The sequence below is a fragment of the Streptomyces sp. AA4 genome (assembly GCF_000158875.1).
Lineage (GTDB): Bacteria > Actinomycetota > Actinomycetes > Mycobacteriales > Pseudonocardiaceae > Amycolatopsis.
Genome location: NZ_GG657747.1, coordinates 194,003 through 211,862 on the forward strand (window position 1 = coordinate 194,003; position 17,860 = coordinate 211,862).

Annotated in this window: 17 protein-coding genes; 13 read left to right on the plus strand and 4 right to left on the minus strand. The window is 69.8% G+C overall.

All coding sequences use genetic code 11. The features are described from left to right. Together lhgO and SSMG_RS39730 are read right to left on the minus strand one after the other, a co-directional pair. Positions 1-1,185, minus strand: coding sequence for an L-2-hydroxyglutarate oxidase (lhgO, locus tag SSMG_RS39725; RefSeq protein ID WP_009085831.1), 1,185 nt, complete (start codon positions 1,183-1,185; stop codon positions 1-3). Between the two features lie 61 nt (positions 1,186-1,246). Further along, positions 1,247-4,324 carry a BTAD domain-containing putative transcriptional regulator gene (locus tag SSMG_RS39730; protein WP_009085833.1) on the minus strand — a complete coding sequence of 1,026 codons (3,078 nt, stop codon included), beginning with the start codon at positions 4,322-4,324 and terminating at the stop codon, positions 1,247-1,249. 132 nt (positions 4,325-4,456) lie between these two features. Between SSMG_RS39730 and SSMG_RS39735 the strand changes: the two genes are divergently transcribed. From SSMG_RS39735 to SSMG_RS39765, 7 genes are all read left to right on the plus strand, one after another. Next, positions 4,457-5,587, plus strand: coding sequence for a DegT/DnrJ/EryC1/StrS aminotransferase family protein (locus SSMG_RS39735; RefSeq protein ID WP_009085834.1), 1,131 nt, complete (start codon positions 4,457-4,459; stop codon positions 5,585-5,587). Positions 5,588-5,615: 28 nt separating this feature from the next. Then, a complete protein-coding gene (locus SSMG_RS39740) occupies positions 5,616-6,545 on the plus strand; it encodes an NAD-dependent epimerase/dehydratase family protein (RefSeq protein WP_009085836.1) in 930 nt (309 codons plus the stop codon). Between the two features lie 37 nt (positions 6,546-6,582). Beyond that, entirely contained in the window at positions 6,583-7,800 is a 1,218-nt protein-coding gene (locus SSMG_RS39745; RefSeq protein ID WP_009085837.1) for a glycosyltransferase family 4 protein, read from the plus strand. Then, the gene (locus SSMG_RS39750; protein WP_037718985.1) at positions 7,800-8,417 is read left to right on the plus strand and encodes a DapH/DapD/GlmU-related protein; all 618 of its coding nucleotides are present in this window, start codon (positions 7,800-7,802) and stop codon (positions 8,415-8,417) included. The genes SSMG_RS39745 and SSMG_RS39750 overlap by 1 nt, the downstream gene beginning before the upstream one ends. A 212-nt stretch (positions 8,418-8,629) precedes the next feature. Further along, entirely contained in the window at positions 8,630-8,788 is a 159-nt protein-coding gene (locus tag SSMG_RS46555; protein ID WP_199786440.1) for a hypothetical protein, read from the plus strand. Between the two features lie 112 nt (positions 8,789-8,900). Beyond that, the gene (locus SSMG_RS39760; RefSeq protein ID WP_009085840.1) at positions 8,901-9,398 is read left to right on the plus strand and encodes a SigE family RNA polymerase sigma factor; all 498 of its coding nucleotides are present in this window, start codon (positions 8,901-8,903) and stop codon (positions 9,396-9,398) included. Next, on the plus strand, positions 9,395-10,135 hold the full coding sequence (locus SSMG_RS39765; RefSeq protein WP_009085842.1) for a hypothetical protein: 741 nt from the start codon (positions 9,395-9,397) through the stop codon (positions 10,133-10,135). Before SSMG_RS39760 ends, SSMG_RS39765 begins: the two co-directional genes overlap by 4 nt. A 1-nt stretch (position 10,136) precedes the next feature. On the opposite strand, the gene SSMG_RS39770 is transcribed toward SSMG_RS39765, so the two are convergent. Further along, entirely contained in the window at positions 10,137-11,090 is a 954-nt protein-coding gene (locus SSMG_RS39770) for a Gfo/Idh/MocA family protein (protein ID WP_009085843.1), read from the minus strand. After that, positions 11,087-12,193, minus strand: a complete 1,107-nt coding sequence (locus SSMG_RS39775; protein WP_009085845.1) for a DegT/DnrJ/EryC1/StrS aminotransferase family protein — start codon at positions 12,191-12,193, stop codon at positions 11,087-11,089. Before SSMG_RS39775 ends, SSMG_RS39770 begins: the two co-directional genes overlap by 4 nt. Positions 12,194-12,383: 190 nt before the next feature. Between SSMG_RS39775 and SSMG_RS39780 the strand changes: the two genes are divergently transcribed. From SSMG_RS39780 to SSMG_RS39805, 6 genes are read left to right on the plus strand one after another with little or no spacing between them, the layout of a single operon-like run. After that, positions 12,384-13,115 carry a UDP-N-acetylglucosamine acyltransferase gene (locus SSMG_RS39780; protein ID WP_009085847.1) on the plus strand — a complete coding sequence of 244 codons (732 nt, stop codon included), beginning with the start codon at positions 12,384-12,386 and terminating at the stop codon, positions 13,113-13,115. A gap of 11 nt (positions 13,116-13,126) precedes the next feature. Continuing rightward, positions 13,127-13,372, plus strand: coding sequence for an acyl carrier protein (locus tag SSMG_RS39785; RefSeq protein WP_037718988.1), 246 nt, complete (start codon positions 13,127-13,129; stop codon positions 13,370-13,372). Continuing rightward, positions 13,365-14,096 carry an SDR family NAD(P)-dependent oxidoreductase gene (locus tag SSMG_RS39790; RefSeq protein ID WP_009085851.1) on the plus strand — a complete coding sequence of 244 codons (732 nt, stop codon included), beginning with the start codon at positions 13,365-13,367 and terminating at the stop codon, positions 14,094-14,096. Before SSMG_RS39785 ends, SSMG_RS39790 begins: the two co-directional genes overlap by 8 nt. Positions 14,097-14,152: 56 nt before the next feature. Continuing rightward, on the plus strand, positions 14,153-15,562 hold the full coding sequence (locus SSMG_RS39795; protein WP_037718990.1) for an AMP-binding protein: 1,410 nt from the start codon (positions 14,153-14,155) through the stop codon (positions 15,560-15,562). Beyond that, positions 15,559-16,611, plus strand: a complete 1,053-nt coding sequence (locus tag SSMG_RS39800) for an acyl-protein synthetase (protein WP_009085854.1) — start codon at positions 15,559-15,561, stop codon at positions 16,609-16,611. Before SSMG_RS39795 ends, SSMG_RS39800 begins: the two co-directional genes overlap by 4 nt. Further along, on the plus strand, positions 16,608-17,852 hold the full coding sequence (locus SSMG_RS39805; RefSeq protein WP_009085855.1) for an acyl-CoA reductase: 1,245 nt from the start codon (positions 16,608-16,610) through the stop codon (positions 17,850-17,852). Before SSMG_RS39800 ends, SSMG_RS39805 begins: the two co-directional genes overlap by 4 nt. The last annotated feature ends 8 nt before the right edge of the window (positions 17,853-17,860 follow it).

A 17,860-nucleotide genomic window follows, 5' to 3' on the forward strand; every position in this document is an offset into this window, starting at 1 on the left:
TCAGTCGGTGACCCGGTCGGCGATGTACTTGGCGATCTCCAGCGCACTCGTCGCCGCCGGGCTCGGCGCGTTCAGCACGTGCACCTGGTTCTTCGCGGACTCGATGAGGAAGTCGTCCACCAGCGAACCGTCCGGGCGCAACGCCTGCGCCCGCACGCCGGATCCGTGGCGCACGATGTCGTCCTCGGTCACCGCGGGCACGAGCTGCGCGAGGCTGGCGGCGAACCGCTTCTTCGAGAACGACCGCAGCACCTCTTCGAGGCCGGTCGGGTACGCGTATTTGCGCGCGAGCTTCCAGGCGCCGGGGAAGCGCGCGACGTCGGCGAGGTCCTTCACCGACACGTCCGCCCAGCGGTAGCCCTCGCGGCGCAGCGCGAGCACGGCGTTCGGGCCCGCGTGGACACTGCCGTCCAGCATGCGGGTCAGGTGCACGCCGAGGAACGGCAGCGTCGGGTCGGGCACCGGGTAGATCAGGCCGCGCACGAGGTGGCGGCGCTCCGGCTTCAGCTCGTAGTACTCGCCGCGGAACGGCACGATGCGCGCGCTCGGCTTGAGCCCGGCCAGCTCGGCGACGCGGTCCGCCTGCAGGCCCGCGCAGTTGACCAGCGCGTCCGCGTGCAGCACCTCGGTGCCGGTGGCCACCTCGACGCCGCCGCCGCGAGCCGGGCGGATGCCGAGCGCGGGGGTGTTCAGCCGCAGGTCCGCGTCCGCCTCGTCGAGCAGCCGCACGAGGGCCGCGCAGACCGCGGGGAAGTCGATGATCCCGGTCGACTCGACGCGCAGCGCGGCGACGCAGGACACCTCCGGCTCGTACTCGCGGGCCTCGGCGGGGGTGATCCGCTTGGCCGGCACGCCGTTGGCCTCGGCGCGCTCGGCGAGCGTGTCCAGCGCGGGGATCTCCTCCTCGCGGGTGGCCACGACGAGCTTGCCGCAGACCTCGACCGGCACCCCGTACTGCCGGGCGAAATCCACAATGGACCGGTTGCCGCCGACCGACATCCGCGCCTTGAACGAGCCCGGCTTGTAGTAGAGCCCGGCGTGCACGACGTTGGAGTTGTGCCCGGTCTGGTGCGCCGCCCAGCGAGCTTCCTTTTCGAGCACCGTCACGTCCTGGCCGCGCTGGGACAGCTCCCACGCGACCGACAGCCCGACGATTCCCCCACCGATCACAACTACGTTCCGCACGGCAGGGAAGGCTACGCGCTCTCCGGCGGCGCTGCGTACCCCCCGACGGCTTGTCCCCGGTTCACTGAACCGGGGACAAGCCGGCCAGCGCGAGGCGTCGGTCCGGTTCCAGCTGCTGACCGGCGGTGTAGGCGGCGGCGAACCCGTCGGGCCCGAGTGCCTTCTCCGCCGCCGCGGTGACCTGCGCGACATCGTGCTGCCCGGGCACGGCGGTCCCGCGCACGGCGGCCGCCGCGCCGAGCAGGGCGGCGGCATCGGCGAACCGGCCCTCCTCGGCGAAGACCCCGGCGACGCCCTCGAACGCGGTGGCCAGTGACCCGTGGTCATGCCAGCGATGCGCGGTTTCGACCCCGACCCGCATCCGCCGCCGGGCGTCCTCCGGACGGTGTTCGGCCACGTCGATCCAGCCGAGCGCGATCGACGCGGCGGCCCGCGCGATGGCGGCCGAGAACGAGTCCGCCGCGCATTCGGCGAGCGCCTGCTCGGCGAGAGCCCGCGCCCCCGCCAGATCGCCGGAGCGCCGCGCGAGGCCGGACAAGCCCACGTGCCCGCTGGCCCGCGTCTCGGGCATCCCGGTGCGGTGCGCCAGTTCGACAGTCCGCTCGTAGTCCGCCTTCGCCCCGTCGAGATCGCCGCGCAGCGCTCGGCTGTCGCCGCGGCGGCACAGCAGGTCCGCGTAATCGTCGGTCGCGCCGAGGGTCTGCATGAGCGACAGGGACTCAGTCATCGCGGCGAGCGCTTCCTCGTGCCGGCCGCGCAAAACCAGCAGTTGCGACAGGTGGTCGAGCGCCATCGACAGACCCCAGCGTTCGCCGAGCGCCCGGTAGCGCGCCTCGCCTTCCCGCAGGCCGCGTTCGGCTTCGTCGAGTTCCCCGGCGAGCATCGACCGGAGACCGTCGCCCATCGGCACGAGCGCGGTGAGCCACGGGTCGGGGTTCGTTTCGAGTCCGGACAGCCGGAGCCGCGCGTCGTCGTCCTCCGGCGGCCCGAGCACGACGCCGGACAGCATGAGCATCATCGGATGCTGCGGGGTCCAGGAACTCTCCACTAGGTACTGCTCTGCATAGGACCGATAGTGCGCGGTCTCGGCGGCTTCGGGAGCACCGGCCATCGCGGTCAGCAGGCACATGAGGAACTGCTCGCGATGTCCTTCCGGCGGCTCGGCTCGGCACTGGCGCACGATTTCTCTCGACAGCGCCGCTCCTTCGTAACGTCGTCCGCGCAGCCACCAATACATCGACAGTGCGGTGGCGATTCGCAAGGCGGTTGACGGATCCGCCGCGGCCGACCACCGGAGCGCGGCCACGATGTTGTCGTACTCAGCGTCGATTTTCCGCAGCCAGTCCAGCTGTTCCGCGGTACGCAGCTTCGGGTCGGCTTCTTCCGCGAGCCGAAGGAACGCCTGCGCGTGGGCATGGCGGAAGTGTTCGGTCTCGCCTGCGGCATCGAGCTTTTCCGCACAGAACGCGCGGATCGTCTCCAGCATTCGGTAACGCCCGCTCGACGGTTCCACGAGCGACTTGTCGGCGAGTTCGGGGAGCAGATCGACTGGTGCGTCGCATACCTGCTCGGCGTACGCGAGCGTCGCGCCGCCGGTGAAGACGGTCAGCCTGCGCGCGAGACGGCGTTCGTCGTCATCGAGGAGATCCCAGCTCCATTCCACAACGCCGCGGAGCGACCGGTGCCGCTCGTCGGCGGTGCGGCTGCCGCGGGCCAGCAGTTGGAAACGGTCGTCGAGCCGCGCGGCGATGTCGGCGACCGGCAGCGTGCGCACTCGGGCGGCGGCCAGTTCCAAGGCGAGGGGAAGGCCGTCGAGTGCGGTGCAGATTCGTACGACGTCGGCCGCGGTCTCGTCGGTCAGCCGGAAGGCAGGGTCGCTCGCCCGAGCGCGGTCGAGGAACAGCCGTACCGCGGGATAGGTCTCCACAGCGGATGCGCCGGGCGGCGGAACGGCCAGGCGGGGGACCGGCGCGAGCTGTTCGCCGGTGATGCCAAGCGGTTCCCGGCTTGTCGCGAGGACGCGCAGACCGGGGCAGGCGGGCAGCAACTGCGCGACCAACCGCGCTGCCGCGGTGATGACGTGTTCGCAGTTGTCCAGCACCAGCAACGTCGCCTGGTCGCGCAAGGCCGAGACAAGCCGGTCGACCGGGTCCTGCCGACCGCGGGCACCTTCACGCAGACCGAGCGCGGTGAGGACGGCCTGCGGAACGTCGTCCTCGACGTGCGGGGCCAGTTCCACGAAGACGCACGGTCCCGCGTCGGCCGCGGCTTCGATGGCCAACCGGGTCTTCCCGGTCCCGCCCGGGCCGAGCAGCGTGACGAGCCGGGCCTGCTTCAGGAGATCCGCGACCTGCCGCAGTTCGCTGTCCCGGCCGACGAAGCTGGTGAGCTGTGCGGGCAACGGCGTCGCGGCGTTCGCCGACTCGCCGCGCAAGGCGGCCAGATGCGCCTCGGTCAGGTCTGGACCAGGATCGGCACCCAGCTCGTCGGCGAGCGTGCGGCGCGCGTCCTCGAACGCGGCCAGTGCCTCGGCGGTCCGACCGGCCGCGTGCAACGCCCGCACCAACTGTGCTCGCGGCCGCTCGCGCAGCGGGTGTTCGGCGATGGCGGTGCGCAGCTCGTCGAGGACGTCGGCGGCGCGGCCGAGCGAGATCTCCGCGTCGACCCGGTCGGCTGCGGTCTCGGCCCGCAGTTCGGTCAGCCGGGTGGCCTGGACCTCCGCGGCCGGGACGTCGGCGAACGCCGGTCCGCGCCACAGCGCCAGCGCTTCGCCGAGCAGGTCGCTGGCCCGCGTCGGGTCTCCCTCGGCCAGTTCTCGGCGGCCCTCTCCAGCCAGCCGGGCGAAGCGGTGCGCGTCCACTTCGTCCGGTTCGATCCGGAGGCGGTACCCCGCCGAGGTGAGTTCTATCGGCAGTTTCAGCGCGCTGCGCAGCCGCGACACCTGCGATTGCAGCGCGTTGGCCGCGCCGTCCGGCGGGTCCTCGCCGTAGAGCCCGTCGATGAGCCGCTCGGCGGACACGAACCGCCCGGCGTCCGCCGCGAGCAACGCCAGCAGCGCCCGGCCTCGCGGGCCGCCCACGGCGACCGTCCCGCCCGCGCCGTCCCACGCGACGACGGCCCCCAGCACCCCGATCCGCATTCCGTGAGCCTATGCCCCGAACGGGTGCCTACCCGTGGGTTCTGTCCCCGAAACAGGCATGAAGCGCGACTTCTATACACTTCGGCGCGACCCCGCGCAATGCGGGACACCCCGATGCACAGGAGATCTACAGTGGGCGAACCCGTCCTGCTCGGGAAGCCGACCGTCGGCGACGAGGAGCTCGCAGCCGTCGCCGAGGTGTTCCGTTCCGGCTGGCTGGCCGGCGCGGGTCCGGCGTGCCGTCGCTTCGAGGAGCGGTTCGCGCAGCTGACCGGCACCGCGCACGCTCTGACCACCAGCAACTGCGGCTCCGCCCTGTTCCTGGGCCTGAAGGTGCTCGGCGTCCAGCCCGGCGACGAGGTGATCGTCGGCGACTACACCTTCCCGGCGACCGGCCACGCCGTGCTGCAGGCCGGCGCGAAGCCGGTCTTCGCCGACATCCGCCCGGACATCTTCAGCGCCGACCCGGCCGCGATCGAAGCGCTCATCACGCCGCGCACGGTCGGCATCCTCGCCGTCGACGTGGCGGGCCAGCCCGGCGACTTCGACGAGTACCGCGCGATCGCCGACAAGCACGGCCTGTGGCTGTTCGAGGACGCCGCCTGCTCCGCGGGCGCGACCTACCGCAACCGCCCGGCGGGCAGCTTGGGCGACCTGGCCGCGTTCTCCTTCCACGGCCGCAAGGGCATCACCGCGGGCGAGGGCGGCGCGCTGGTCTCGAACCGCGAGGACCTGATCGCGCACGCGCGCAAGATCCACACCTACGGCATCGAGCCCGCGATCAGCCGCGAAGGCTCGGACGCGCTGCCGATCCCGTCCTTCCACGAGCTGGGCTGGAACTTCCGGCTGTCGGACATCCAGGCCGCGATCATGGGCGTCCAGCTCGACCGGCTGCCCGACCTGCTCGCCGCCCGCCGCTCGGTGGCCAAGCGCTACCACGAGGCGTTCGCGGACGTCGACGCGCTGACCGTGCCGGTCGAGGCCCCGGACCGCGAGCACCCGTGGCAGGCCTACCTGCTGACGGTGGCCCCGGAGGTCAGCCGCGACGCGCTGGCCCTGCGGATCCGCGAGCAGGGCGTGCAGTGCAACTTCGGCACCTACGCCTCCCACCTGCAGCCGGTGTACGGCGAGCAGCAGCCGCTGCCCGTGTCCGCCGACGCTTTCCGCCGCCAGCTGGCGATCCCGATGCACGCGGAACTCGCCGACAGCGAAGTCGAGCGCGTGGTCGCCACCGTGCGCGAAGCCGTGTCCGCTCTTTCCTGACCCCGCCGACCTTTCCTGAGGAGAACCCATGTCCGACAAGAAAGTTTTCTTCACCGGCGGCGGCGGTTTCATCGCCTCGCACGTGATCCCGATCCTGCTGGAGAAGGACTACTCGGTCCGGATCTTCGACAACATGACCCGCGGCGACCGCGACCGCGTCGCCGAGTTCGTCGCGACCGGCAAGGTCGAACTGGTCGAGAAGGACGTGCGCTACGGCGTCGGCGTCCGCGAGGCCATGCGCGGCTGCACGCACGCGATCCACTTCGCCACCGTGTCGATCAACAAGTCGATCGCGGACCCGGGCGAGTCGATCGACATCAACATGGTCGGCAACAACAACGTCTTCGCGGCCGCGGCCGACGAGGGCGTCGAGCGCCTGGTGTTCGCCTCCAGCGCCTCGGTGTACGGCGAGCCGGAGAAGCTGCCGATGCACGAGGACGACAAGCTGAACCCGCTCACCCCGTACTGCATCTCCAAGCGCGCGGGCGAGGATCTGCTCGGCTTCTACGAGCGCACCAAGGGCCTGTCCTGGAACGCGCTGCGCTTCTTCAACGTGTACGGCCCCGGCCAGAAGATCGAGGCGTACTACACCTCGGTCATCAACCACTTCATCCAGCGCCTGCGCGCCGGCCAGCCGCCGATCATCGACGGCGCGGGCGACCAGTCGATGGACTTCGTGCACGTGACCGACCTCGCCAAGGGCGTCGTCGCCGCGCTGGAGTCGGAGCAGTCGAACCTGCCGATCAACATCGGCACCGGCATCGACACCTCGATCGCCACCCTGGCGAAGATCCTGATCGAGGCGGTCGGCGTCGACGTCGAGCCGGTGTTCAACAAGCGCGACGTCCTCGTGTCGCGCCGCGCCGCGGACATCACCCGCGCCCGCGAGGTGCTCGGCTGGGAGCCGTCGATCACCGTCGAAGAGGGCATGCGCGCCTTGGTGCGGGACTCCGAGTGAGCCTCTCCGTCGGCGCGTCTTCCGAGGGGAATGCGTAATGAGCACTGCGGGCCCGGCCGAAGGAAAGCCCATGCGGATCGTGGTGGTGAACAACTTCTTCCCGCCGCGCGTGGGCGGGAGCGCGCACATGTCGGCCTCGCTGGCCGCCGAGTACGCGGCCGCCGGGAACGAAGTGCTGGCGATCACCGCTGCCTACGGTGACGCGCCGGCGGAGGAGGAGCGCGACGGATACCGCGTCGTGCGCCTGCCCGCGGTGAAAATGCCGCAGCTCGGCCTGTCGATCGACTTCGACATGACGTTCGCGTCGATGCGGCCGGGCAACTGGCGGCGGCTGTGGAAGCTGCTGAACGAGTTCAAACCGGACGCGGTGCACCTGCACGGGCAGTTCTTCGACCTGTCCTGGATGGTCGGCATCTACGCGCGCCGGCGCGAGCTGCCGATTCTGCTGACCATCCACACGCTGCTGATCAGCGAGAACAAGATGTACGGCCGGGTGTTCCGCGCGCTCGACGCGATGCTGGTGAACCCGGTCCTGAAGTACCTGCGCCCGCGCTTCGTCATCCTCGACAAGCTCGGCGTGGACTACTGCGTCGACCGCTACGGCACGAGCGACGACAACTCCGAGTACTTCCCGATCGCGGTGGACACCGGGCATTTCGCGAAGCCGGTGACCAAGGACGTGCGCGCGGAACTGGAGATCGGGGACGCGCCGCTGATCGTGTCGCTCGGGCACGTGATCCCGCTGCGCAACCGGCTGCCGCTGATCGAGGCGCTGCCGGCGATCCTGGAGAAGCACCCCGGACTGCGCGTGGTGATCGTCGGCCGGGTGTACCACGACGCGTTCCAGCAGCGGGCCAAGGAACTGGGCGTGGCCGACGCGCTGATCGTCACCGGCGCGGTGCCGAAGGCGGACGTGCCGGCGTACTTCGCGGCCGCGGACATCGTCACGCACGACCTCAACGGCGGCTGCGGAACCGCGTCGCTGGAAGCGATGCTGTCCGGCACCGCGACCATCGCGTCGGTCACCGAGGACAACTACCCCGGCATCGAACTGCACAACGGCGAGAACATCCTGCTGGTGCGGCCGAACGATTCCGAGGCGGTCGCGAGCACCGTACTGTCCCTTTTGGACGATCCGAAGGAACGTGCGCGGATCGCCGAGCGGGAAGCCGCGATGGTCCGGGACAACTTCGGACTGGACGTAGTGGCCGAGGAACACCTGCGGGTGCTCACGAAACTGGTGGCGGACAACTGATGTTCTTCGACGACGAGCGCAGCAACCGGTTGCGCCCGATGATCCTGAACGACCTCGTCGCGCAGTACATGAACGACGCCGAGCGGGCCAAGTTCTTCGGCCTGCCGGAATCGTGCCGCGTGCGCGAACGGGTCAAGATCGTCAGCCCGGACAACCTCACGATGGGCGAGCACTGCTGGGTCGGCGAGGGCGCGACCCTCGACGCGAGCGGCGGCCTGGAAATCGGCGAGCACACCAGCATCGGCCTGAACACTCTGGTGTTCACGCATTCGAGCTGGCTCGCGAACATGGCGCTGGAAAACCATTCCGGCAGCGATCTGATCGAACGCAAGCCGGTGAAAATCGGCAAGGGCTGTTTCATCGGCGGCCTGGTGGTGATCATGCCGGGCGTCACGATCGGCGATTTCGCGACGGTGCAGCCGAACTCGGTGGTCGCGAAGGACGTTCCGGCACGCTCGCTGGTGGCGGGCAACCCGGCGAGGGTGTTCCAGCGCTACGACGAGGAGTACATCGAGTCGGAGGTGAAGCGGGTCCGCGAGGAGAACGCCCGCCGCCGTGCGCTGTCGGACGATTCCTCGGGATGGGGCTCCCCGTCGGGCGACTTCACGGAGAAGTGAATCGGACACGGTGCGTCACGCGCTGGCGGATGCTCCGGGTAACATGGGGCACTGCTCTCAGTCACTGTCGGTGAAGGAGAAGTCATGAGTGTCCTGGAATGGCCTCACCACCTCCTGACCCTTGACGACTGGGCGGACCTTCCGGAGAACCCGAGGGTCCGGATCGAGGTTGTCGAAGGGGTTCCGTTGCCGGGATCGAGCAGTACTGGATTGTGGACTTGGCCCCGCCGGTCAGCCTGATCGCGTACCGGCTCATCGACGGCGATTACGGGAATTTCGGCGAGTACTCCGGCTCCGTCGAGCTGGAAGTAGCGGGAGCGCCGGTGAAGCTCGACCTGAACGCGCTCGTCGACCCCCGCGCGCAGCGCTGACCCGAACCCCATGCGTCGCCAGTGAGACCAGACTGACCAGCCATTACATCGACGCACGGCTCGCCTCCCCGTAACCTGGACCGCAAGACGACCGGGAAACAGGGGTGGGGCAGTGCGCGGGGACGACGAGTTCGCCGACTTCGTGCGGTCCTGTTCGGCCCGGCTCACGCACGCGGCCTTCCTGCTCACCGGCGACCGGCACCAGGCCGAGGACGCCGCGCAGACCGCCTTCACCCGCACCTACGCCGCTTGGCCGCGGGTGCGGCGCAAGAATCCCTACGCGTACGCCCGCCGCGTGCTCGCCAATCACGTCATCGACATCTGGCGCCGCCCGATCCGCGAATACGCGACCGAGGAGATGCCGGAACCGGCGAAAGTTCCGGACATCTCGCATGCCGTCACCGATCGCGAATGGCTTTCCGACGCGTTGGCCCGGCTCACCGCCCGGGAACGCGCCGTCGTAGTCCTCCGGCATTTCTTCGATTTGCCGGAACACCAAGTCGCCGAAGAACTGGGCGTGTCCGTCGGCACGGTGAAGAGCACCAATTCCCGCGCGCTGGCGAAGCTGCGGGTCGACGGGGACGCGCTGGTCGGGGAGGTGAGCGCATGACCGACGAACTCGAACGGTTGCGTGCCGCACTTCAGGAAGCGCCCGCGGAGCCGTTCAAGGAGCCGGATCTCGATCGGATTTTCCAAGAAGGCGGGCGGATCCGGCGTCGGCGGCGGTTTCTGACGTCCTCGGGCGCGGCGGTGGCCGTGGTCGCCGTGGTGTTCGGCGCGGTTTGGCTGCGTTCGCCGGGCGGTGCGCCGGAGCAGGTGCACGCGGCGGCCGCGCCTCCGCCGTCGTCCATCACGAAAACGACCAGCACCACGCCGATTCCGGCTCCGACGACGGCTGAATCGCGGCCGCTCGGCGAGGTGATTTCCACCGGCACCTACGCCGACGGCGCGGAACTCGTCTTCTACGCGACGCAAATCGAAGACCCGGACAACCTGCCGACTGTCCAATTCGGAGTGATGGCCAGCCTGTCCGAGCCGGACGGCAACCTGCGTCCGCTCTACCTCGCCAACGAATCCGAAGGCCAGGACCGCTCTTTCGGCTTCCACGCCACCTCGGGCGGCACCACGATCTCCGACATCTGGGTGCCGGTCTACGGCTACTTCAGCGGACCGGCCGCCCGCATCGAGACCACAGTGGACGGTCGCACGATCCAGGCGCACACGGCGCGCTGGAGCGAGGATCCCGACGTGGTCGTGTTCTGGTTCGACCAGGACGAGGTGCCGTCCGCCGAGCGGGCGAGCCCGCTGGTCGCCTACTCCGCGGACGGCAAACGCCTCACCAAATAACTCAGGCGGCCTCGGCCAGAACCTGCGCCACGACCTCGTGCGACGGCAGGATCAAGGCCCGCTCGACGTCCGCGTCGACCTTGCCCTCCAGCAGGTCGACGAACCGGTCCAGCTGCGTGGCCAGCGGTTCGCGCGCGGTGACCAGTTCCGGGATCTCGATGACGGTCTGCTGCCGGTAGCCGAGGCCGTCCGGGGTGACCGAATCGTGCGAAACGTGCCGGTAGATCGTCACGTCGCGGCGCAGCAGGTCGATCTCGACCATCCGGTCCAGTTCGGACACCGTCAGCGACCGGACCTTGCGCTGCGCCAGCCGCGAGGCCGACACCGTGGCCAGCCCGCTCGGGAACGACAGCACCGTTTCGATGGTGTCCTCGGCCCCGGCGACCGACTGCGGGTGGAAATACCCCGCGCTGGAGGTAACCCGCCCCGGCGTGGCCCCGCCGAAGAACTGGATCGCCAGGTCGACGTCGTGCACCAGCAGGTCCCACGCGACCCCGGTCTTGATCCGCGGCGCGTACGGGCCGTGCCGGCGCGCCATCAGGTGCACCGGTTCGTTCACCAGCGCCCGTGCGGTCATCACGGCCGGGTTGTAGCGCTCCAGGAGCCCGCACATCAGCGGAACATCCTTTTTTGCCGACAGGGCAACGATTTCCTGCGAGAACTCGAGGCTGTTGCACACCGGCTTCTCGACCAGCATCGGCTTGCCCTGGCCGAGAATCTCCTGTGCCAGCTCGTAATGCACCTCGGTGGCCGAGGCGAGCACCACCGCGTCCACGTCGGACAGCGAGCCGATTTCCGGCGTCCACTGGGTTTCGTAGCGTTCGGCGACCGCCCGGCCCGCTTCCTCGCGGGGGTCGATCACGCGGGCCAGGTCCACCCGGTCGTTCTGCGACAGGACGCGCGCGTGCAGCGAGCCCATGTTGCCGGTGCCGACGAGGGCGATGCGGTGCGTCATGCGCCGAGCACCTCGCGAACGGTCTCGATGATCCGGTCCAACTCGGACTCGGTCAGCCGCGGGTGCACCGGAAGCGAAAGCGCTTGCGCGGCAACGGCGGACGCGACCGGGAAGTCCTCGACCCGGGCGTCCGGGATCAGCGGGTGCCCGCGGTAGCAGTCGTAGTCGAAGACGATCTTCGGGTAGTAGATCCCGTTGCCGATGCCCTTTTCGGTCAGCGCGGCGGCGAATTCCTCGCGCGAGAGCATCGCGTGCGGACCGACCAGCACGGTGTACTGGTGCCACACGTGCTCGCGGCCGGGCAGCACCTGCGGCACTTCGAGGCCCGGCGTGCCGGCGAGGCCCTCGGACAGCCGCTTCGCGTTGGCCTGGCGGGCCGCGGTGAGCTGGTCGAGCTTCTCCAGCTGCGGGATGCCGACCGCGGCGTGCAGGTCGGTCATCCGGTAGTTGTGGCCGGCCATCTCGTACTGGTAGCGGGCCTTCATGCCCTGGTTGCGCATCACGCGCAGCTTGTCGGCGAGCGCGTCGTCGTCCGTGGTGATCACGCCGCCCTCGGCGGTGGTCACGTTCTTCGTCGCGTACAGCGAGAAGCAGCCGATGCCGTACGACCCGGCCTGCTTGCCCTCGAAAGACGCGCCGACGGCCTGCGCGGAGTCCTCGATGATCTGCAGCCCGTGCTCGGCGGCGAGCGGCGCGAGTTTGCCCATGTCCGCGGTCTGGCCGTACAGGTGCACCGGCATCAGCACCTTGGTGCGCGGGCCGACAGCGGCGGCGACGGCGTCCGGGTCGATCGCGAAATCGTCGCGCCGGATGTCGGCGAACCGCACGGTCGCCCCCGCCTCCAGGATCGCGTTCAGCGTCGCGACGAAGGTGAACGGCGAGGTCACTACCTCATCCCCGGGCCGGAGGTCCAGCGCCTGCAGCGACGCGACCAGCGCGGTCGTCCCGTTGTTCACGGCGATGGCGTGCTTCGTGCCCGCGACGTGCGCGAACGCGTCCTCGAAGCGCTTGACCATCGGCCCCTGAGCGATGGCGCCGGATCGCAGCACCTCGACGACCAGGTCCTCCGCGTCTCGGACGTCGACCACGGTAATGGGGATCATCGGCAGTCTCTCTCGGCTGGGGAAATCGATGCGTCCGGTACAGTGCTAGGCGCTCCGGCCGCGAGGCCGGAAAGCCGCCGGTGCCGCGCCCGGACGCCCTGCGTGCACGCGGGCCACACGTTACCGGGCGCCGCCGCCAGCCCTCGACCCCAGGCCGTCCCGGCCGGAAGCGACGAACGGATCATCGACTGTGTCACCTGCGGCACCCAACCGGATCCATCCCACGGCAGTCGTCGGCGAGGGGGTGGAACTGGGCGAAGGCAATGTCATCGGCCCGTACGCGGTCATCGTCGGCCCGACGCGGATCGGCGACGGGAACTGGATCGGCCCGCACGTCACCATCGGCACGCCGGGCGAGGACCGCGGCGGCCCGCACCCGGCCGCCTGGGAGGGCGCGCCGGCCGGCGACCCGGCTCAGGACGGGCACGGCGTCGTCGTCGGCAGCCGCAACCGGATCCGCGAGTACACCAGCATCCAGCAGGGCACCTGGCGCGCCACGACGCTCGGCGACGACTGCTACGTGCTGCGCGGCAGCCACATCGGGCACGACGTGCTGGTCGACGACCAGGTCACGCTCGCCTGCAACGTCATGCTCGGCGGCCACACGCACGTCTGGTCGTTCGCGAACCTCGGCATGGGCACGGTCGTGCACCAGGGCGGCAGCATCGGCCCGGGCGCGATGGTCGGGATGGGTTCGGCGGTCCGCCGCGAAGTGGGCGCGTTCACCATCACGGTCGGCAACCCGGCCCGGGTGACCGGCGTCAATACGGTGGGCTTGTCGCGGCGCGGCCTGGACGAGGCGGCCGTCGAGGCACTCGGCCCGTGGGTCAAGGGCAAAGGCGACCTCCCGGACGACGGGCTCCCCGAAGACCTCTCTACCTTGGTGAGGGCGTGGGACGCACGCCCGCGCGACGAGCACTAGGAGCTACGCACATGTCGGAAATCGCCCCCAAGCTGCGCGCGGTCTTCGTCGAGGCGCTGGACCTCGACGGGGACGTGGACGTGGAGAACCTCAAGTACCGCGACATCGAGGCGTGGGACTCGGTCGGCCACATGGCGCTGGTCGCCGCGATCGAGGACGAGTTCGACATCGAATTCGACACCGACCAGGTGATCGACATGTCGAGCTTCAAGGTCGCCGTCGACATGGTCACCGACCTCGTCGCCAAGAATGACTGACCTGACCGGACGCGTCGCGCTCGTCACCGGCGGGACGCGCGGAATCGGGCTGGCCACCGTTCGCGCGCTCGTCGAAGCGGGTGCGACAGTCGTGCTGACCGGGCGGGACGAAAGCCGGGCGAAGGAAGTCGCCGCCGAGGCGGGCGCGGCTGCCGGTCTCGCGCTGGACGTCACCGACGCGAAGGCCGTGTCGTCGCTGGTGCGCGGCGTCGCGAAGGAGCACGGGGCGCTCGACATCGTCGTCGCCAACGCGGGGGTGCTCGAAGACGCGCTGCTCGGCATGATCAGCGAAGACCTGGTCGACCGCATGTTCAAGACGAACGTCGGCGGCACGATCAACACCGTGCAGGCCGCGTCGCGCGTGATGAGCAGGCGCAAGTCCGGGGCGATCGTCCTGCTGGCCTCCATCGTCGGCGAGAACGGCAGCGCCGGGCAGACCGCCTACGCCGCCTCCAAGGCCGCCGTCGGCAACATCGCCCGGTCCGCGGCGAAGGAGCTGGGCAGGCACAACATCCGGGTCAACGCGGTCGCGCCCGGCGTGATCGAGACCGACATGACGTCCCACCTCGGCGAGAAGGTCATCGCCGAGCGCATCGAGGACACGGCGCTGGGCAGGCTCGGCAAGGCCGAGGAGGTCGCGAAGGCGATCCGCTTCCTGGCCAGCGACGAGGCGTCCTTCGTGACCGGCCAGGTCCTGGGCATCGACGGCGGCTTGGTGTTGTGAGCGCGGATGCCGGTTCGTTCCGGCAGGCACGCTCGCGAGCACGACGAGGAGGTTCGGTGAATCTGGTTGGCGAAGGGTCCCGGCTGGTCGACGTGGTCGGGGGCGCCACGCTGGCGGGCGACGAGCTGACGGCCGAGATCGAGCGGTCCGCGGCCGCGCTGGCGGACCTCCCGTCCGGCGTGCTGTTCGCGCGGATGTCGCTGGACCTGGACAGCGTGCTGCGGTACCTCGGCGCGTTCGAAGCGGGGCGGGCGATCGCGCTGATCGACCCGGCGCTCGACGCCGACGTGCTCGCGGGCCTGATCACCCGGTTCCGCCCGGCCGCCGTGCTGGCCGCGCCGGAAGCGGACGCGCCGGAGGGCTACCGGGCCGAGGACGGGCACTGGGTGCGCGAGGCGGCCGATGGCGCCGTCCCGCACCCGGACCTCGCCGTTCTGCTCCCGACCAGCGGGTCGACCGGCAATCCGAAGCTCGTCCGGCTGTCCCGGCAGGGCCTGCTGGCCAACGCCGACGCCATCGCGCAGGTGCTGGAGATCGACGCGGAGGAGGTCGCGCCGACCTGTCTGCCGCTGCACTACAGCTACGGCCTTTCGGTGCTGAATTCGCACCTTATTCGCGGCGCGACGGTGGTAATCGAATCGTCTGGCGTTCTTGGCCGCGGATTCTGGGATGCGGTGAAGGAACACGGCGTGACCTCGCTGTCCGGCGTGCCCTATCACTACGAAATGCTGCGCCGGCTGAAGTTCGACCCGGCGAAGTACCCGACCCTGCGGACCCTCACCCAGGCGGGGGGAAAACTGCGGGACGAACTGGTCGTCGAATTCAACGACAAGATGCTCGCGGTCGGCGGCCGGATGTACGTCATGTACGGCCAGACCGAGGCGTCCCCGCGCATGACGACGGTGCCGGCGGAGCGGCTCGCGGACAAGATCGGCTCGGCCGGTCCGGCGCTGCCCGGCGGCTCGTTCGCCATCCGCCGCGACGACGGCGAGGAAACCACGCATCCCAAAATTGTCGGTGAGGTCCTTTACCGTGGACCCAACGTGATGATGGGTTATGCCGAGGACGAAGCAGGGCTGAGCGCGGGCGACGAATATCGCGGAACGCTGGCCACCGGTGATCTCGGGTATCTCGACGAAGAGGGGTACCTGTACATCACCGGCAGGCTCAAGCGGATCGGCAAGGTGTTCGGAAACCGGGTCAGCCTGGACGACCTGGAGCAGGCCGTGCGCACGGCCGCGGTGGGCATCGACGTGGTGGCCGCGGTGCCCGCGGGCGACAAGGTCGTGCTGTTCGCCGAACTGCCCGAGGGCGACGGCGCGAAGGCGATCTGCAAGGACGCGGCGCGGGCGCTGTCCGAGCGGCTGCACCTGCACGCCAGCGGGTTCGACGTGCGTCCGATCGACACCGTGCCGCTGCTGGCCAGCGGGAAGATCGACTACCGGTCGCTGGAAGGACGGGTATGAGTGTGTTCACGCGCTCGCAGGCGGAGCGGGAGGCGGCGCTGCTCCCCGAGCTGGCGGAGCTGACCGCGCACCACCGGGCGAACTCCGCCGGGTACGAGCGCATCCTGGCTTCGCTCGGTTTCGCGCCGGACGCGTCGTTCGCCACGATCGCCGACCTGCCGTGGCTGCCGGTGCGCATGTTCAAAACGCACGACCTGAAGTCCATTCCGGACGCCGAGGTCTTCAAGACCCTCACGTCCTCGGGCACCACCGGGGCCGGCGCGTCGCGGATCTACCTGGACAAGGAAGCGGCGGGCGCGCAGACGAAGCAGCTCGGCGCGACCCTGCAGGAAGTGCTGGGCGGCGAGCGGCTGCCGATGCTGATGGTCGACACCATCGGCATCATCAAGAACCGCCGGTCGTTCTCCGCGCGCGGCGCGGGCGTGCTCGGCATGGCGAACTTCGGCCGCAAGCACACCTACGTGCTGGACGAGAACGACCAGCCGGACGTCGAGGCGGTGCGGAAGTTCCTCGCCGAGTACGGGGACAAGCCCTTCCTGATCTTCGGCTTCACCTTCATGGTGTGGCAGTACCTGTACGAGGTCGCCCGCGAGCACAAGCTCGACCTGTCGAACGGCATCCTCATCCACTCCGGCGGCTGGAAGAAGCTGATCGACCGCGCGGTCGACAACAACGAGTTCCGCCGCCGGTTCAAAGAGGACACCGGCCTCACCCGGATCCACAACTACTACGGGATGATCGAGCAGATCGGCACCGTGTTCCTCGAGGGTCCGTCCGGGAACTCCTTGTACTGCCCCGATTTCGCCGACGTCGTGATCCGCGACCCGGAGACCTGGGAAGAGCAGCCGGTCGGCAAGCCGGGCGTCATCGAGGTGGTGAGCACGCTGCCGCGGTCGTATCCGGGACACGTGCTGCTCACCGAGGATCTGGGTGTCTACAACGGAATCGACGATGGCGATTGGCCGGGCAAGCATTTCTCAGTGCTGGGCCGGCTGCCGAAGGCCGAGGCGCGCGGATGCTCGGACACGTTCCAGGGAGCGGCCGCGTGAGTGCGTTGGAACAGCGTTTTCCGCTGGGTGATTCGGTTTCGGTCGGCGCGCTGCTGGACGAACTGCGCGAGGAACCGCCCGGCGGCCGGTTGACCGTCGGCGACCCGCGGGTAGTCGAGTTCGTCACCAAGTTCGCGCGCAAACTGCTTGCGCCCACGCTGGCTCGGCGGTTCCCGGAGCTGGCCTCGCTGGGTTTCTTCCTGCGCAAGGGAGAACTCGCGAAGTCACTGTCCACTTTGGAAACCAGCGGGGATTCGCTGCGGTTCCCGCGGGGGCTCGTGTTCCACGTGCCGCCAGCCAATGTGGACACCATTTTCGTGTACTCGTGGGCGCTGTCGGCGCTGGCGGGCAACAGCAACGTCGTGCGGGTGTCGTCGCGTTCGGCCGGTGCGGCCGAAGCCGTGCTGGAAGCGCTGAACGCGGCGATGGAAGACGTGTCGCCGGAAACCGCGGCCGCCGTCCGGGCCACCCAGCGCATGGTCACCTACGACCGCAGCGACGAGATCAGCGGCGCGTTGTCGCTGGCCGCGGACCTGCGGGTGATCTGGGGCGGGGACGCTTCGGTGGCCGCGCTGCGGAAGTACCCGCTGGCCCCGCACGCCCGCGACCTCACCTTCCCGGACCGCTCGTCGTTCGCCATCGCGTCGGTGCGCGGCTGGCAGGAGGCCGCTCCGGAGCAGCGCAAGGCCGCCGCCGAGGGCTTCTACAACGACTCGTACTGGTTCGACCAGGCCGCCTGCTCGTCGCCGCGCGCGGTGTTCTGGGTCGGCGACGCGGCGGGCGCGCGGGTCGCCGGACAGGAGTTCCGCGAGCTGCTCGCTGAGGTGCTGGCCGCGAAACAGCACGTCACCGAGCCGGCGATGGCCGTCCAGAAGCGGGTGTCGGCGTACGGCGCGGCGGTTGACGGGCTGGTGTCGTCGATCCGCTTCGACGGCAACGCGCTGGCGACGCTCGAGCTGGCCGACGCCACCGTGATGCCGCGCGAATGGCTGGGCGCGGGCACGTTCGCGAACGCCGCGGTGGCGTCGCTGGACGAGCTGGTGCCGATCGTGCAGCGCAAAGACCAGACGGTGAGCCAGTTCGGGTTCACCCGCGAGGAACTGACCGGATTCGTGACGGCTCTCGCCGGACGCGGGGTGGACCGGGTCGTGCCCTTCGGGTCGGCCCTCACGTTCGCCGGGGTCTGGGACGGCTACGATCTGCTGTCCGAGTTCAGCCGCCTGGTCACGGTGCAGGCCTGAGGAGCTGA

What these genes read in the sequence shown, in the direction of transcription:
- SSMG_RS39800 (WP_009085854.1), top strand. Translation starts at nt 15,559, where the DNA reads ATGAGTGTGTTCACGCGCTCGCAGGCGGAGCGGGAGGCGGCGCTGCTC.
- SSMG_RS39765 (WP_009085842.1), top strand. Translation starts at nt 9,395, where the DNA reads ATGACCGACGAACTCGAACGGTTGCGTGCCGCACTTCAGGAAGCGCCC.
- SSMG_RS39790 (WP_009085851.1), top strand. Translation starts at nt 13,365, where the DNA reads ATGACTGACCTGACCGGACGCGTCGCGCTCGTCACCGGCGGGACGCGC.
- SSMG_RS39785 (WP_037718988.1), top strand. Translation starts at nt 13,127, where the DNA reads ATGTCGGAAATCGCCCCCAAGCTGCGCGCGGTCTTCGTCGAGGCGCTG.
- SSMG_RS39730 (WP_009085833.1), bottom strand. Translation starts at nt 4,324, where the DNA reads ATGCGGATCGGGGTGCTGGGGGCCGTCGTCGCGTGGGACGGCGCGGGC.
- SSMG_RS39745 (WP_009085837.1), top strand. Translation starts at nt 6,583, where the DNA reads ATGAGCACTGCGGGCCCGGCCGAAGGAAAGCCCATGCGGATCGTGGTG.
- SSMG_RS39740 (WP_009085836.1), top strand. Translation starts at nt 5,616, where the DNA reads ATGTCCGACAAGAAAGTTTTCTTCACCGGCGGCGGCGGTTTCATCGCC.
- SSMG_RS39775 (WP_009085845.1), bottom strand. Translation starts at nt 12,193, where the DNA reads ATGATCCCCATTACCGTGGTCGACGTCCGAGACGCGGAGGACCTGGTC.
- SSMG_RS39750 (WP_037718985.1), top strand. Translation starts at nt 7,800, where the DNA reads ATGTTCTTCGACGACGAGCGCAGCAACCGGTTGCGCCCGATGATCCTG.
- SSMG_RS39770 (WP_009085843.1), bottom strand. Translation starts at nt 11,090, where the DNA reads ATGACGCACCGCATCGCCCTCGTCGGCACCGGCAACATGGGCTCGCTG.